The 14,204-nt window shown below is 70.0% G+C and carries 10 protein-coding genes; 7 read left to right on the forward strand and 3 right to left on the reverse strand.

Annotation, left to right across the window (positions count from 1 at the left end):
- Positions 1-446: 446 nt before the first annotated feature.
- Positions 447-1,202 carry a M23 family metallopeptidase gene (locus tag ACFJIT_RS03095; protein WP_379655001.1) on the reverse strand — a complete coding sequence of 252 codons (756 nt, stop codon included), beginning with the start codon at positions 1,200-1,202 and terminating at the stop codon, positions 447-449.
- A gap of 4 nt (positions 1,203-1,206) precedes the next feature.
- The gene (locus ACFJIT_RS03100; RefSeq protein ID WP_379655002.1) at positions 1,207-2,220 is read right to left on the reverse strand and encodes a L,D-transpeptidase family protein; all 1,014 of its coding nucleotides are present in this window, start codon (positions 2,218-2,220) and stop codon (positions 1,207-1,209) included.
- Between the two features lie 193 nt (positions 2,221-2,413).
- Between ACFJIT_RS03100 and mprF the strand changes: the two genes are divergently transcribed.
- Genes mprF through ACFJIT_RS03115 form a run of 3 tightly spaced genes read left to right on the forward strand, consistent with a single transcriptional unit; the run spans position 2,414 to position 6,407 of the window.
- A complete protein-coding gene (mprF, locus tag ACFJIT_RS03105; RefSeq protein WP_379655003.1) occupies positions 2,414-4,996 on the forward strand; it encodes a bifunctional lysylphosphatidylglycerol flippase/synthetase MprF in 2,583 nt (860 codons plus the stop codon).
- On the forward strand, positions 4,993-6,030 hold the full coding sequence (locus ACFJIT_RS03110; RefSeq protein ID WP_379655004.1) for a hypothetical protein: 1,038 nt from the start codon (positions 4,993-4,995) through the stop codon (positions 6,028-6,030). Before mprF ends, ACFJIT_RS03110 begins: the two co-directional genes overlap by 4 nt.
- A complete protein-coding gene (locus tag ACFJIT_RS03115; protein ID WP_379655701.1) occupies positions 5,916-6,407 on the forward strand; it encodes an AcvB/VirJ family lysyl-phosphatidylglycerol hydrolase in 492 nt (163 codons plus the stop codon). The genes ACFJIT_RS03110 and ACFJIT_RS03115 overlap by 115 nt, the downstream gene beginning before the upstream one ends.
- A 106-nt stretch (positions 6,408-6,513) precedes the next feature.
- Here ACFJIT_RS03115 and ACFJIT_RS03120 read toward each other — a convergent pair whose 3' ends face one another.
- On the reverse strand, positions 6,514-8,475 hold the full coding sequence (locus tag ACFJIT_RS03120) for an acetyl-CoA hydrolase/transferase C-terminal domain-containing protein (RefSeq protein WP_379655005.1): 1,962 nt from the start codon (positions 8,473-8,475) through the stop codon (positions 6,514-6,516).
- Positions 8,476-8,740: 265 nt separating this feature from the next.
- On the opposite strand from ACFJIT_RS03120, the gene ACFJIT_RS03125 reads away from it, so the two are divergent.
- From ACFJIT_RS03125 to ACFJIT_RS03140, 4 genes are all read left to right on the forward strand, one after another.
- Positions 8,741-10,882, forward strand: coding sequence for a TonB-dependent siderophore receptor (locus ACFJIT_RS03125; RefSeq protein ID WP_379655006.1), 2,142 nt, complete (start codon positions 8,741-8,743; stop codon positions 10,880-10,882).
- Positions 10,883-11,054: 172 nt separating this feature from the next.
- The gene (locus ACFJIT_RS03130; RefSeq protein WP_130517408.1) at positions 11,055-11,423 is read left to right on the forward strand and encodes a BlaI/MecI/CopY family transcriptional regulator; all 369 of its coding nucleotides are present in this window, start codon (positions 11,055-11,057) and stop codon (positions 11,421-11,423) included.
- Between the two features lie 4 nt (positions 11,424-11,427).
- Positions 11,428-13,290 carry a TonB family protein gene (locus ACFJIT_RS03135; RefSeq protein ID WP_379655007.1) on the forward strand — a complete coding sequence of 621 codons (1,863 nt, stop codon included), beginning with the start codon at positions 11,428-11,430 and terminating at the stop codon, positions 13,288-13,290.
- The gene (locus ACFJIT_RS03140; RefSeq protein WP_379655008.1) at positions 13,287-13,961 is read left to right on the forward strand and encodes a hypothetical protein; all 675 of its coding nucleotides are present in this window, start codon (positions 13,287-13,289) and stop codon (positions 13,959-13,961) included. Before ACFJIT_RS03135 ends, ACFJIT_RS03140 begins: the two co-directional genes overlap by 4 nt.
- The last annotated feature ends 243 nt before the right edge of the window (positions 13,962-14,204 follow it).

Consider the following 14,204-nt stretch of genomic DNA (forward strand, 5'->3'; position numbering starts at 1 on the left):
AAGCCGGGCATTGCCCGGCTTTTTCTTGGTCTATCTCTCGCGTGAGGAGAGAGGCATTTAGGCGTTCGAGCTTCGGAGGGGCAGCGGTCCGGCGGGCGGGGGCCGCTTATCCCTCGATCAGGGCATCCTGCCCTGACTCGGGCGCTCGGCGTCCTGCCTCGCTAGGCGCGGCCCCCGCCCGCCGAACCGCTGCCTCGCGCGTCGGGCGAAGAGACTTCGGGTCGAAAGTCAAAAGAAGTCCCGATCCATCCCTTCGCAGAGCCTCGATCCGGCCGGGCGCGCGGAGAGCGGGCACTAGGATGGCCCGCGGCGGCGAGTCCGCCAGAAAGGCGGACCGACCCCGGGGAGCCGTGCCCGGCCGGTCGAGGTTGGTGCGCGAAGCGGTTGGCTTTTGCCGGTTCCGCACTCTGATAAAGAGCTTCCTGAGTGGTGCGCGGGAATCCTGCTCAGGGCACAGGCGCGCCGTCGTGCAGCACCGGGTAGGGATTGACCGCAGTGCCCTTCCACCACTGCTTTTCCGGTCCCAGCTGGAAGATGGCGAAGTGCAGGTGTGGCGCGTCGGGGCTGGCGTTGCCGGTGCTGCCGACATAGCCGATCACCTGGCCGCGCTTGATGGGCTGCTTCTCCTGCAGGCCGTCGGCGTGGCGCTGGAGGTGCGCGTAGTAATAGGCCAGCCGGCCGCTCGGTTCGAACTGGTAGATCGTCAGCCCGCCGCGCTTGCTGTCGAACAGCTTCTCCACCGTGCCGTCGGCCACGGCCAGCACCGGCGTGCCGGTCGGGGCCATGATGTCGATCGCATCGTGCACGCGTCCGGCGCTGCGCGCGTCGGTGAAGGTGTCGCGCAGCGCGCTGCGTTCCACGCCCTGCACCGGCACCAGCAGACCCTGGCCGGCGTCCGGCGCGCGCAGCTGCGGCGCCACCGCCGGCATGGCGGGTGAGTCGGTGTCATCGCCTACCGGCGCCTGCGGCGAGACCGGCTCGACCGCCACGCGGGTGGGCTGCACGTCGCCGACCATCTGCAGGGCCGGCGTGGTCGGCGCGGTCCGGGCGACCGCGGCGTCGACCGCCGCGGCGGCCGTGCCCGGGGTGGAGGTGGGTTGCACGTCCAGCCCGACCGCGCGCAGGGCGTGCGTGCGTTCGACCAGGCGCAGGCCGACCGCGCCGATGACGATACCCAGCAACAGCGTCAGCAGGAATCTCATGGCCTCACTCCTGGAAGGTCACCGGCACGCTGGCATCCACCGCGTCTGCGACTTGCAGCACGTCCCAGTTGGTCAGGCGCACGCAGCCGTGGGACTGGGTCTTGCCCACGTTGCGCGGCTCGGGCGTGCCGTGCAGGCCATAGTGGTCCTTGGACAGGTCGATCCAGACCAGGCCTACCGGGTTGTTGGGGCCGGCGGCGATGGTGGCCTTCTTGTCGCCCTTCTTCGCGTCCCAGAACAGCTTGGGGTTGTAGTGATAGGTTGGGTTGCGCGAGATGCCGAGGATCTTCCACTGGCCGATCGGCAGCGGATCGTGCGCGCTGCCGGAGGTCACCGGGAACTGCGCATACACCTTGCCCTGATCGTCCAGCAGCCGCAGCGTGGAGTCGGACTTGTCCACCACCACGCGCGCGGCCTTGGCCAGCGGCGCGGCGCCGAGCACATTGGTCACCTTGACCACGGTGCCGGCCTTGGCCGTGGCGAAGTCCAGGCCGGGGTTGAGCTGCTGCAGCGTCTGTGGCCCGACGTGGAAGCGCTCGCCCAGCGCCTCGACCAGCGAGGTATAGCCCAGCGCGTCCAGGCCGGCCTGCTTGGCGATCTGCTTGGGGATCTGCACGAACGGGCCGGCCACGTCCTCGGCGGTCAGCGTGTAACTGGCGACGACCGGCTTGGTGTCGGCGTTCAAGGCCTGCCAGGTCGCCTCATCGGGCTGGCCGGTGATCGGCAGGCCATGGGCGGCCTGGTAGCCGCGCAGGGCGCGCTGCTGGTTCGAGCCAGCCTGCCCGTCGATCTCGCCCGGGGAGAAGTGCGCGCGGTCCAGCAGCACCTGCAGGCGCAGCAGGCCCGAGGCGCCGTCGACCGTGGCCGCATCGTTGGCGCGCGCCGCATCCGGTGTGTCGGGCGTCGTGGCGGCGGGCGTGCTGGCGGCCGGCGCGCTGGCCTGGAAGGCGTGCGCTTGCAGCGGGGCGATCAGGGCCAGCGCGAGCAGGCTGGGAAGTAGCGATACGGCACGGGTCATGCAACCCTCCAGTCATGGGAATGGCCGCACCATGCGCACGCGGTATGGGGCATCCGTGTGAAAATCCCGACTGGACGCTGACTGGCGCGACGATGGATCGAGGTATGACACCGGCATTTCCCGACGGCTTGCGGCGCTCGCGCCCGCACGCGCATCATGCGCGGCTTTCCCGCCGCCCCGTTCTGGACGTCGCATGACCCTGTCGCAGCTGCGCGCCCGTGGTGCCTTCGTGGACACCTGGCTGCCGCGCTTGCAGCGTGCCCGCCCCTGGCTGCTGGGGCTGGCCGCGCTGATCGTGGCCGCGCTGGTGGTGGATGCCTTCGTCGACCTGTCGCGGCAGATCACCTACGACGGCGTGGTCGCCTCGGTGCGCGGCGTGCCGGGCTGGAAGCTGGGCCTGGCGCTGGCGGCCACCGCGCTGAGCTTCTTCTCGCTGACCGGCTACGACGCCTCGGCGCTGCGCTATGCCGGCGCGCGCGTGCCGTACCGCGTGGTCGCCAAGACCGCGTTCATCGCCTATGCCTTGAGCAACATGATCGGGCTGGGCGTGTTCACTGGTGGCGCGGTGCGCCTGCGCCTGTACGGCGCGGCGGGCGTGGAGGCCGGCCTGATCACCCGGGCGATCGCCTTCAACGCCCTGGCCTTCGGCCTGGGCATCAGCGTGGTCGGTGCAGGCGGTGTGCTGCTGGACGCGCGCGAGCTGGCGCCGCTGGCGCATATGCCGGTGTGGGTGCTGCAGGCGCTGGCCATCGGGGCATTGGCCCTGGCCGGCGCGCTGATGTGGGCCTGCCGGCGCGGTGAGTTCAGGCTCGGCCCGATCCGCATCCGCCTGCCGGCGCCGAGCATGGCCTGGCAGCAGCTGGGCGTGTCGGTGGTGGACATCGTCGCCTCGGCCGCGGTGATGTGGTTCCTGCTGCCGGACGGGGCGATCGGCTTCCCGGCCTTCGTCGGCTTCTATGCCGCGGCCATGGTGCTGGGCGTGATCAGCCACGTGCCCGGCGGCCTGGGCGTGTTCGAGGCGGTGATGTTGCTGGCGCTGAAGGGCACGGTGCCCTCGGACCAGCTGGCCGGCGCGCTGGTGCTGTATCGGCTGATCTATTACGTGCTGCCGCTGCTGCTGGCCATGGTCGTGCTGGCCGTGCACGAGCTGCGCCTCAGCCCGGCCGCGCCGGTCGGCCGCGCGGTGGTCGGGCTGGCGCCGCATCTGCTGGCCGCCTTCACCGCGGTGGTGGCGATCATGCTGCTGGTCTCGGGCGTGACCCCGGCCACCGACCAGGCCACCGCCCTGCTGGCGATGCACGTGCCGCTGATGCTGGTGGAGGCCTCGCACTTCCTCAGCTCGATCGCCGGCGTGGCCATGCTGTTCGTCGCGCGCGCGCTGCTGCGCCGGCTGGACGCGGCCTGGTGGGCGGCGGTGGGCCTGACCCTGGCCGCGCTGGTGCTGGCCCTGCCCAAGGGCCTGGCGGTGGACGAATCGCTGATCCTGGGCAGCCTGATGGCGGTCCTGCTGCTCTCGCGCAAGCAGTTCACGCGCAAGGCCTCGCTGCTGGCCGTGCCCTTCAGCGGCGGCTGGCTGCTGGCGATGGTGGTGGTGTGCGTGGCGGTGACCGCGCTGCTGTTCTTCGTCTATCGCGATGTGGCCTACGCCAACCGTCTGTGGTGGCAGTTCGAGTTCGACGGCAACGCGCCGCGCTCGCTGCGCGCGATGGTCGGCGTGTCGATCCTGGCCCTGGTGCTGGCGCTGCGCCAGCTGCTGCGCCCGCCGGCGCCGCCGCTGCCGCTGCCCAGCGCCGAGGAACTGGCGCGCGCCCAGGAGATCCTGCGTCGCCAACCTTCGGCCGACGCGGCGCTGGCGCTGACCGGCGACAAGCCGCTGCTGTTCTCCGAGAAGGGCGATGCGTTCGTGATGTTCGGACGCAAGGGCAAGTCTTGGGTGGCGCTGTTCGATCCGGTCGGCCCGCGCGAGGCCTGGCCCGAGCTGGTCTGGCGCTTCCTCGAACGCGCCCGCGAATCGGGCGCGCGCGGCTGCTTCTACCAGGTGCGCCCGGACGCGCTGCCGCTGTACCTGGACGCGGGCCTGCGCCTGTTCAAGCTGGGCGAATACGCCTGGGTGCCGCTGGCCGGCTTCAGCCTGCAGGGCAAGCGTCGCGGCAACCTGCGCAACGGTGTCAACCGCAGCGAGCGCGAGGGCCTGAGCTTCAGCCTGGTCGAGCGCGACGAGGTGGCCACGATCCTGCCCGAGCTGCGCGCGGTCTCCGATGCGTGGCTGGCCAAGCACAACACCGCCGAGAAGCGCTTCTCGGTCGGCGCCTTCGACGATGCCTACATGGTGCGCAATCCGGTGGCGGTGGTGCGACGCGAGGGCAAGGTGATCGCCTTCGCCTCGCTGCTGGTGACCGATGTGCAGCAGGAGGCCAGCATCGACCTGATGCGCCAGTTGGAAGAGGCACCCAACGGCACGATGGATTTCCTGTTCTCCAAGCTGATGCTGCATTTCGCCCAGGCCGGGTACGTGCGCTTCGGCCTGGGCATGGCGCCGCTGTCGGGCATGGCCGGACACGCGCTGGCGCCGCGCTGGCATCGCATCGGGCGCCTGTTGTTCGCCCACGGCGAGCACTTCTACAACTTCCGGGGGCTGCGCGCCTTCAAGGAAAAATTCGATCCGCAGTGGGAAGCCCGCTACCTGGCCGCTCCAGGCGGCATGGCCCCGCTGCTGGTGATGGGCGATGTCGCCGCGCTGATCAGCGGTGGCTACAAGGGAGTCATCCGCAAATGATCCGTCTGGCAAGCTGTCTGCTGCTGTTGGCCTGTGCGTTGCCGCTGGCCGCGCAGCAGCCCCGTCCCACGCCCGAGCGCATCTCGCACGGCAATTTCCGCGACGTGGCGCTGTACCGGCCGGTCGGCCCGCTCAAGCAGGTGGTGCTGATGCTCTCCGGCGACGGCGGCTGGAACGCGACCATGGACGCCGATGCGCAGGCGCTGGCCGCCAACGGCACCTTCGTGGCCGGCATCGATACGCCGCAGATGCGTCGGCAGTTCACCGGCGACGGCAAGGGCTGCGTATTCCCCGATGGCGACCTGGAGAATCTCTCGCACTATCTGCAGGGCTATGCGCAGCTGCCGGGCTACCGTGCGCCGCTGCTGATCGGCGAGGGCAGTGGCGCGGCCATCGCCTATGCCATGGTCGCGGCGGGCGATCCGGGAATCTTCGCCGGCGCGCTGACCCTGGATTTCACCCCTGCGCTGGACCTGGGCCGGGTGCCCTGCGAGGGCAAGGGCAACATCTTCGACACCCTGCCCGCGCGCGGGGCGACCACTACCCTGGTGCCGGCGCGCAACAAGCTGGCCGTGCCCTGGCTGACCCTGGACACCGACGGGCCGAAGAAGGGCTTCGACGCCAAGCCCTTCGCCGCGCAGGTCAAGGGCTCCTCGTTCGTGCAGCTGGCGACCGGCGGCGATCAGGCCGCGGTACGCCGCGCCGCGCTGACCACCGCCGCGCACATGCTGGCGCGCGAGCAGGTGGCGACCTTGCCGCCGCCGCCGCCGCAGGACCTGTCCGGCCTGCCCCTGAATGAGGTTGCGGCCACCGGCGGCGCCCGCAGCGACACCTACGCCATCCTGCTCAGCGGCGACGGCGGCTGGGCCGGCCTGGACGCGAAGTGGCCAAGGCGCTGGCGGCCAAGGGCATCCCGGTGGTGGGCTTCGACTCGCTGCGCTACTTCTGGAAGAAGCGCACGCCGCAGGGCCTGGCCAGCGACCTGGATCGCATCATCCGCTACTACGGCGCGCACTGGGGCAAGGCCAAGGTGATGCTGATCGGCTATTCGCAGGGCGCCGACGTGCTGCCGTTCGCGGTCAACCGGCTGGCGCCGGACACGCGCGCCCAGCTCCTGCAGGCCGTGTACCTGGCGCTGAGCAACAACGCCGCGTTCGAGTTCCACGTCACCAACTGGATGAGCGACGACGTGGCCGACGCCATACCGACCATGCCGGAGATCCTCAAGCTCAAGGCCGCGCAGAACTTCTGCGTCTATGGCGAAGGCGACGACGAGCAGGTGTGCAGCAAGGTCCCGCCGGGCCATCTGCGCGTGCAGGCGTTGACCGGCGGCCACCACTTCGACGGCGACTACGCGCATCTGGCCGACATCATCCTTACGGCGGCCGACGCGGCCGAAGGCAAGCGCTGAGGTTTCCCGCGGGCGGCGCAGGGTAGGCACGCTTGGCCTCCATGCGGACGCGCATTCGGCGCGTTCGCGTAGCGCTGGCGTCGGCTGCGTGTGAGGTCGTCCGCCGTCAGGCGGTCTGTGCCAGTGCCAGGCGCAGCAGACGCGCCATCAAGTGCTCGCCGATGCCGCGCGGTGCCTCAAGGTCCATGCGCCGCAGCGCGATCGCATCGACCGGCGTGCGCGAGAACACCGCGCGGGCCACCGTGCGCAGCTTGCCGCCGCGCGTGCCGGTGCCGGCCTTCAGCCAGGTCAGGGCGCGCACCAGGCGTTGCTCGGTGTCGGTGAAGTCGCTGCCCAGCGGATAGTCGGGCAGGGTGCCATCGCGGCGGAACGGCGCCAGGGCCTGCGCCAGGCGCTGCGGCGTGTTGCGCTGCCAGTGCGCCGGCGCGCTGAAATCGCGCCGCAGCTTGCCGGCGGCCTTGGCCTGTTCCAGCAGCGGCGCGGCGAAGCGCGCATCGGCGATGCCGGCCATGGCGATGATGCAGTCCTCGTCGCTTTGCGCGCGCAGGTCGGCGATGCCGTACTCGTCCACGAACACATCGCGCAGATGGCGGGCGATGGTGGTGTGGCCGTAGTTCCAGCGCAGGTTGGATTCGACGCGCTCGCCTTCGCCGCGCACGGCGCGCAGCATCAGCACGCTGCGCGCATCGTGCAGGGCGTGGGCCATGCTGACGAAGTCGTGCTGCCCACCCACGCCCGACACCACGCGGCCATCGTCCAGCCCGTCGGACACCGCCGCGCCCAGCGCGGTGGCCATCATGCAGCTGTTGAAGAAGCGCGCCTGCACGCGCTGCAGGCGCTCCAGCGCCTCGTGGCCGCCGTAGAGCTGGTTGATCTGGCTGATGCGCAGCATGCCGATGCCGCGGCGCTGGTCGTGGTCCAGGTTGCGCAGCCAGTCATAGAACTCAGGCGAGCCCAGGTAGAAGGCGCCGTGCAGGTACTCGCCCTCGGCCCGCAGGCGCGCATGGTCCTGCGCGTCGGCGCGGCCCTCGGCCAGGCGCTGCATCAGCGCCGCATCGTCCAGCACCCGGCGCTTGATCACCCCGCGCTGCACCAGCAGGCGGAAGCCCTCGTTGAGCATCTCGCTGCAGCCGTACAGGCCGATCTGAAACGGCGCCATGCCGCCGCTCTCGATCACCGCCGGGTGATGCACCAGCTCCGGGTCCAGGGCGTGGAGCGCGCGGCGATAGGCGGCGTTGTCGGTGTGACGCAGCACCAGCGCGTGGCTGAGGGCATCGGCCAGCGTGCCGATACCGATCTGCAGCGTGCCGCCGTCGCGCACCAGGGTGCTGGCGTACAGCCCAATGGCGTAATCGGTGTCGCTGACCGGCTGGCGCGGCAGGGCGAACAAGGCCGGATACGGCCCGGGCGGGTCGATCACCACGTCGAAGAAGGTCTCGGCCACGCTGGCCGTGCCGCCGATCCACGGCAGCTGCGGATCGACCTCGGCCACCAGCAACGGGCGCGGCAGGCCGCGGCGCGCGATCGCCTCCAGCGTGTCCTGGGTGGTGTCGTTGTTGCACGACAGCGACAGGCGCACCGGATCACCGGGCCGGGCCTGCGGGTCGCGCGCGACCTTCTGCACGATCACGTTCGGCGCGCGCTGGGCCACGCCGTCGGCGGCGTGGGTGTAGTTGAGGCTGACGTAGCGGCGCTGCATCTGCCGCGAGTGCAGCAGCGCGCCGGACTGCATGTAGAACTCCTCGACCTGGATATGCGCCGGCAGGGCGTCGGCCTTGAGTGCCTGCACATAGCGCAGCCGCGGGAAGTCCTCGCCGAAGTGGCGCGCGCCGAACGGCTTGAAGAAGCGTGCCTCCAGCCCGTCGCCCTTCGGCGCGGGCGGATCCAGCGACAGCGCGGTCAACAGCAGCAGCGGACGGGACGGGTCGCGTTCGATGCGCGCGTAGAGCGCGTTGAGCAGGCGATGCGGCTTGCCGATGCCCAGCGGCGCGGCGACGCGCAGCGGGCCGGGCACGCGCTGCAGGATCAGATCGACGGCATCGGACAGTTCGGCGAGGTGTTGGGGCATGCAGGGACATCGGATCGCGGTGGGACGAGGGTAGCCGAGCGGCCGTGCAGGACCGTGTGCCGGGCTGTCCAGGCAGTGCCTGCCACGGCGCGCTGTAAAATGCGAATGGTTTTCATTAAGATACTGTCATCCCGGGCGCCGCCATGGACGCGGCCCCGGCCCGCGCCGGCCAGCCGCTCGCCCGCCTGCGCGCCCAACCCCTTCTCGCCCCGGCTGGCACGACGCCCGGCCCGGTGCGTCCTGCCTCAGCCATCGGATCGTCCCCATGCCTTTCGCCCGCGCCTCCCTTCGCCTTCCCCGCCGGCCGCTGCCGCGCTGTTCCGTCCTGGCCGCGGGCCTGGCCCTGGCGCTGTCCGCGCAGGCTCAGACGCAGGGTGGTCCGGCCGATGCCGACCAGGCCCAGGACCTTGACAAGATCCTGGTGGTCTCCCAGCGCGCGCAGCGCGTCAGCAACGGCGCCACCAACCTGGACCTGGCGATCAAGGACACGCCGCAGTCGATCAGCGTCATCAGCCGCGAGCAGATGGACGCCTTCGGCGCCAACACGCTCAACGATGCGCTGCGCCTGGCGACCGGCATCCAGGTGGAGGAGTGGGAGACCAACCGCACCAACTATCTCTCGCGCGGCTTCGAGATCGAGAACACGCAGATCGACGGCATCGGCCTGCCCAACGGCTGGGGCATCGTCACCGGTGCGATGGATTCCTACGGCTACGACAAGATCGAGGTGATCCGCGGCGCCAACGGCCTGCTGACCGGCGTGGGCAATGCGGCCGGCACGATCAACTACGTGCGCAAGCGGCCGACCAACGACGAGCAGGGCTCGGTCGGGATCAGCTACGGCGCGTGGAACACCAGGCGCGAGCAGGTGGACTACTCCTCGCCGATCACCACCGACGGCAGCTGGGCGGTGCGCGTGGTCGCCGCGCACGAGGACGGCGGCTCTTACCTGCGCGACTACGACAAGGAGCGCACCTTCCTCTACGGCGTGGTCGACGGCCAGATCGGCGAGAACGGCACGCTGACCGCGGGCTACTCGTGGCAGCAGGCCAACAGCACCGGCAACATGTGGGGCGCGCTGACCTTCAACACCGTCGGCGGCGGCCAGATCGGCTGGCCGCGCAGCGCCTCCACCACCCAGGACTGGACCTACTGGAACACCAACAACCAGACCGGCTTCGTCGAGTACGCCCAGCAGCTCAGCCCGGACTGGAAGCTGAAGGTGGCCTACAACTACCGGCGCAGCACCGAGGACGATCAGCTGTTCTTCGCCTACACCACGACCGGCCTGGATCCGGTCACCGGCGAAGGCCTGAACGGCTGGCCGTACAAGGGGCGCGACAAGGTCACCGCCAACCTGGGCACGGTCGAACTCAACGGGACCTACGCGCTGTTCGGTCGTCCGCAGGAGGCGATGCTGGGCTTCAGCCTGGCCCAGAGCGAAAGCGGTGGGCATTACTGGTCGGCGCTGTCCGGCTTCGGCGCGCTGCCGGGCTTCCCCTATGCCGGTGATGTCGTGCCCGAGCCGCTCTGGGACGCGCCGGCGCCTCAGGACTCGCTCAACCAGCACATCAAGCGCGCCTATGGCGCCACGCATGTCTCGTTGACCGAACGCCTGAAGACGGTGCTGGGCTTCAACTACACCTCGTTCTCGCGCAACGGCCTGGCCGGCGGGGCGTACTTCGAGCAGAGCGACAGCCATACCAGCCCCTATGCCGGCCTGACCTGGGACTTCACCCCGGATGTGCTGGGCTATGTCAGCTATTCGGACATCTACCAGCCGCAGGACCAGCAGGACATCAACCAGAACTACCTGCCGCCGACCAAGGGCAAGAACTACGAGGTCGGCGTCAAGGCCAACTGGCTGGACCAGCGCCTGCTGACCACGCTGGCGGTGTTCGATGCCAAGCAGGATGGCCTGGCGGTCTACCGCGGGCTGGACCCGGCCAGCGGCAACTACTACTACGAGCCTTCCGACGTGGAATCCAAGGGCGTCGAGCTGGAGGTCACCGGCAAGGTCAACGACTACCTCGACCTGGTGTTCGGCTATACGCACCTGAAGATGGATGGCGAGCAGGGCGATGACACCTATCCCTGGGTGCCGCGCAACACGGCCAACCTGGCCATCAGCGCGCGCCTGCCCAGCTACAGCGCGCTGTCCTTCGGCCTCAGCGGCCGCTGGCAGGACAAGACCGTCTCCGGCCCGGACAGCTATACCGGCTATACGGTCAGCCAGGACGCGCACACCGTGCTCGATGCCTTCGTCGGCTGGGAGATCACCCGCGACCTCACCCTGCGCGTCAATGCGCGCAACATCACCGACCGCAAGTACATCGGCAGCCTTTACCAGATCGGCTACTACGGCGCGCCGCGCAACACCACGGCCAGCCTGGAATGGCGCTTCTGAGCTGATTCGGCCGACGCGGTCGGTCCGCCTCCTGTCCGCGAAAGCGCCGGCTGGTCCGGCGCTTTCGCGTTTCAGGTCCATGCACATCGCCGTTCGTCGGGTGTCGCCCGAGACGCTTGACAGTGGTTCGATTACGCGCGTAATTTCAATAAAAATTACAGGCGTAAACGACATGGCGATCAGCGAGGCCGAGGCAGTGGTGATGGAAGTGCTGTGGGAGCGCAGCCCGCTGGGCGCCGACGAGGTGGTCGCCGCGCTGGCCAGCCGCAACGACTGGGCCGAGCCGACCATCAAGACCCTGCTCAACCGCCTGCTCAACAAGGGCGCGATCCAGGCGGCCAAGGAAGGGCGGCGCTATCTCTACTCGCCGGTGCTCACGCGCCAGGCCTGGGTGCAGCAGCAGAGCGAGGGCCTGCTGGAGCGGGTGTTCGGCGGGCGCGTGGCGCCGCTGGTGGCGCATTTCTCGCAGCGCGGCAAGCTCTCGGCGCAGGACATCGCCGAGCTCAAGCGCCTGGTCCAGGAGCTGGACGATGAGCAGTGAGTTGATGGCGTGGCTGGGCGAGACGACGCTGGCCACCAGCGCCGCGCTGGTGGTGGTGCTGTTGCTGCGCCGACCGATGCGCGCCGCCTTCGGCGCCGGGGCCGCTTACGCGCTGTGGGCATTGGCGCCCGTGGCCTTGATCGCCGTGCTGCTGCCGGCGCCGGTGCGTTCGATGGCGCTGATGCCGATGGCCGTGCGGGTCGGCGGCGTGCAGTCCGTCGCCGTCGCGCCTGCGGATGCGGCTGTGCCGTGGATGCCCGTGCTGCTCGTGCTCTGGCTGACCGGCGCTTTGGCGATGGCCGGCCTGCAGCTGTGGCAGCAGCGCAGATTCCTGCACCGGCTCGGCCGGCTGCGCGTCCATGCCCACGGCGTGCGCGTGGCCGCGATCAGCGCGGGGCTGCCGGCGGTGACCGGCGTGCTGCGCCCGCGCATCGTGCTGCCGGCGGATTTCCTGCATCGCTACGACGCGGACGAACGCGCCCTGGTGGTGGCGCACGAGCGCCAGCACATCGCCCGCGGCGATCTGCCCTGCAATGCGCTGGTGGCGCTGCTGCGCTGCGCCTACTGGTTCAACCCGCTGCTGCACTGGGCGGTGGCGCGCTATCGGCAGGACCAGGAGCTGGCCTGCGACGCGCGCGTGCTGCGACTGCATCCGAGGGCGCGGCGGGCGTATGCGCAGGCCATGTTGAAGACGCAGCTGGATGTTTTTGCCCTGCCGGTGGGCTGCCACTGGCACACACACCCGATCAAGGAGCGGATCGCCATGCTGAAACGTCCCAGTCCCCGTCGTTGGCAGACGCGTCTGTCCGCTGTCCTGCTGCTGGCGCTGTTCGCCGGCGGTGGCTATGTAGCCTGGGCGCAGCAGCCGGCCGCTGCGCCGTCGGCGCATGCGGCGGCGCCCACCGCCGCGCAGTACGGCGCGAACCTGCAGATCGAGGTGGACGGCGAGCGCCACGCGCTGGAGATGCACAGCGCGGCCGGTGTGCCGTTCGCGTTTGCCATCGACACCCAGGCCGGACACCGCTGGAGCGGCGAGCTGAGCGTCGAGCCCGACGCCCCTGGCCAAGCCAAGGTGCATGCCCGGCTGTTGCGGGACGGTGCCGACATGACCGGGCCGGTGCTGCTGATCGCGCGCCTTGGCGAAACGGCCTCGCTCAAGCTGACGACAAGCCCGGTGCAGGGTGCCCCGCACGATGTGGCGTTGTCGGTGCGGGTGCGCGCGCTGGATGTCCCTGCCCGTCGCGCTGCGGCGGCAACGCCGGTATCGCGCAAGCAGGCGGCGCCTGCGCCTGAGCAGGCGCAAGCGGAAGAGCCATCGCCCTTCGACTATTCCCAGCATGCGCCGCCGCGCTATCCCAAAGATGCCGCGAACAACGGCATTTCCGGGCGTGTGGTGATGCTGGTCGATGTGGCGGCCGACGGTTCGGTGCAGGACGTGCAGGTGGAAGAATCCAGGCCTGCGGGCGTGTTCGACGCCGTCTCGGTGGAAGCGGTCCGCAAGTGGAAGTTCAAGCCGGTCCTGGAGCAGGGGCGACCGGTCGCCCATCGCATGCGCGTGCCGATCGACTTCGATCTGGATGAGCCATCCGCGCCCTCTGCGTCGCACCAAGGCGTCGCGTCAGCGCCTGCCGGCTCGCATGAGTCCGTTGATCGTGGGCGCGTGCTGGCCGATGTCGCAGCCGATGGTGGTGTTTCCCGCGTGCGCCTGGATACGGCTCGCAAGCCGACCGCGCTGGAGCGGGAAGTGATGAAGACCGTCGCGAAGTCCAATCTGAAGTGGGTGCTGCAGCGCCAGGGCGTGGATGCCGCCACCGTCGCATTCGAGACCCGCCCGGCGCCCGCGGGCTTCATGGCGGGCCGCCGATGAGCACGCACCCCAACAGCCTCCGGCCCACCCGCTGTCGTGGGAGCCGCCAAGGCGGCGATCGGGGCCTTACCAGCGGAGCCCCATCGTGGCCTCTGCACTTCGCCACGATTTCCGCGGCGACGCTGCTGCTCTCCGCCTGCGCCACGCATCCGCTCGACCCGGCGGAGGACACCCTGGTCCGCAATGCCAATGTCGATCAGCGCATGCTGACGCCGGAAGGCGGCGACGGCGCCGGCAAGATCGAGCGCTATGCGCTGGCGCCGACCGAGGTGTTCCGCATGCCGCAGCCGGTGCGGGCCGACAACCCCGCGCTGCCCGCCGACTCACCGCGGCAGACGATGGCACCAACCACGGTCTGCGCGCGCGTGATCCTCGATGCGCGCGGCGAGGTGCTGCGTGCCGAGCCGCTCGCCGACCGCGCCGAATGCGCCGCCGGCGCGCAGCCGGACAATGCCGATCTGGTGCAGGCGATGCTGGCCCAGGTGCGGCAATGGCGCTTCGAGCCGGCCGCCGTCTGCCACTTTAGCGCCGAGCATCCGCCGGCCGATCCGGAGCGCTGCGATGGCGCGCAGTCGGTCGAGCCGGTGCCGGTGACGCTGCTGTATGCCTTCACCTTCGAGGTGGAACAGGGGCGCGTGCGTGTGGAGCGAGGCGGTGTGGGAGGGCGGTGACCGTCTTTGTGCGGCTGGGTGGGAGCAACTGGTCTCCTTAACTCCAGCAGCCGACCGTCTGTAGCGCGGAGCTTGTGGCAATCCCCTCTTGGGGACTGCGCTGCGCTTCGTTCGGTTCGTGGGGAAGGCCCCAGCGGAGCGAGCTCCGCTCTACAGGTGGTAGCCGCCATGGCGGCGAGGGGCTTTACCGGGAACGCCTCATCGCCGCCATTGGCCAAAAAGGCCACAAGTGCGGTTCCCACA

The organism is Pseudoxanthomonas sp. UC19_8 (assembly GCF_042700505.1).
In the GTDB taxonomy this organism is placed as follows: Bacteria; Pseudomonadota; Gammaproteobacteria; order Xanthomonadales; family Xanthomonadaceae; genus Pseudoxanthomonas_A; species Pseudoxanthomonas_A winnipegensis.

Excerpts from the sequence above, each read along its gene's own strand:
- ACFJIT_RS03100 (WP_379655002.1), bottom strand. The coding sequence starts at position 2,220 with ATGACCCGTGCCGTATCGCTACTTCCCAGCCTGCTCGCGCTGGCCCTG.
- ACFJIT_RS03125 (WP_379655006.1), top strand. The coding sequence starts at position 8,741 with ATGCCTTTCGCCCGCGCCTCCCTTCGCCTTCCCCGCCGGCCGCTGCCG.
- mprF (WP_379655003.1), top strand. The coding sequence starts at position 2,414 with ATGACCCTGTCGCAGCTGCGCGCCCGTGGTGCCTTCGTGGACACCTGG.
- ACFJIT_RS03095 (WP_379655001.1), bottom strand. The coding sequence starts at position 1,202 with ATGAGATTCCTGCTGACGCTGTTGCTGGGTATCGTCATCGGCGCGGTC.
- ACFJIT_RS03130 (WP_130517408.1), top strand. The coding sequence starts at position 11,055 with ATGGCGATCAGCGAGGCCGAGGCAGTGGTGATGGAAGTGCTGTGGGAG.
- ACFJIT_RS03135 (WP_379655007.1), top strand. The coding sequence starts at position 11,428 with ATGGCGTGGCTGGGCGAGACGACGCTGGCCACCAGCGCCGCGCTGGTG.
- ACFJIT_RS03140 (WP_379655008.1), top strand. The coding sequence starts at position 13,287 with ATGAGCACGCACCCCAACAGCCTCCGGCCCACCCGCTGTCGTGGGAGC.
- ACFJIT_RS03120 (WP_379655005.1), bottom strand. The coding sequence starts at position 8,475 with ATGCCCCAACACCTCGCCGAACTGTCCGATGCCGTCGATCTGATCCTG.
- ACFJIT_RS03110 (WP_379655004.1), top strand. The coding sequence starts at position 4,993 with ATGATCCGTCTGGCAAGCTGTCTGCTGCTGTTGGCCTGTGCGTTGCCG.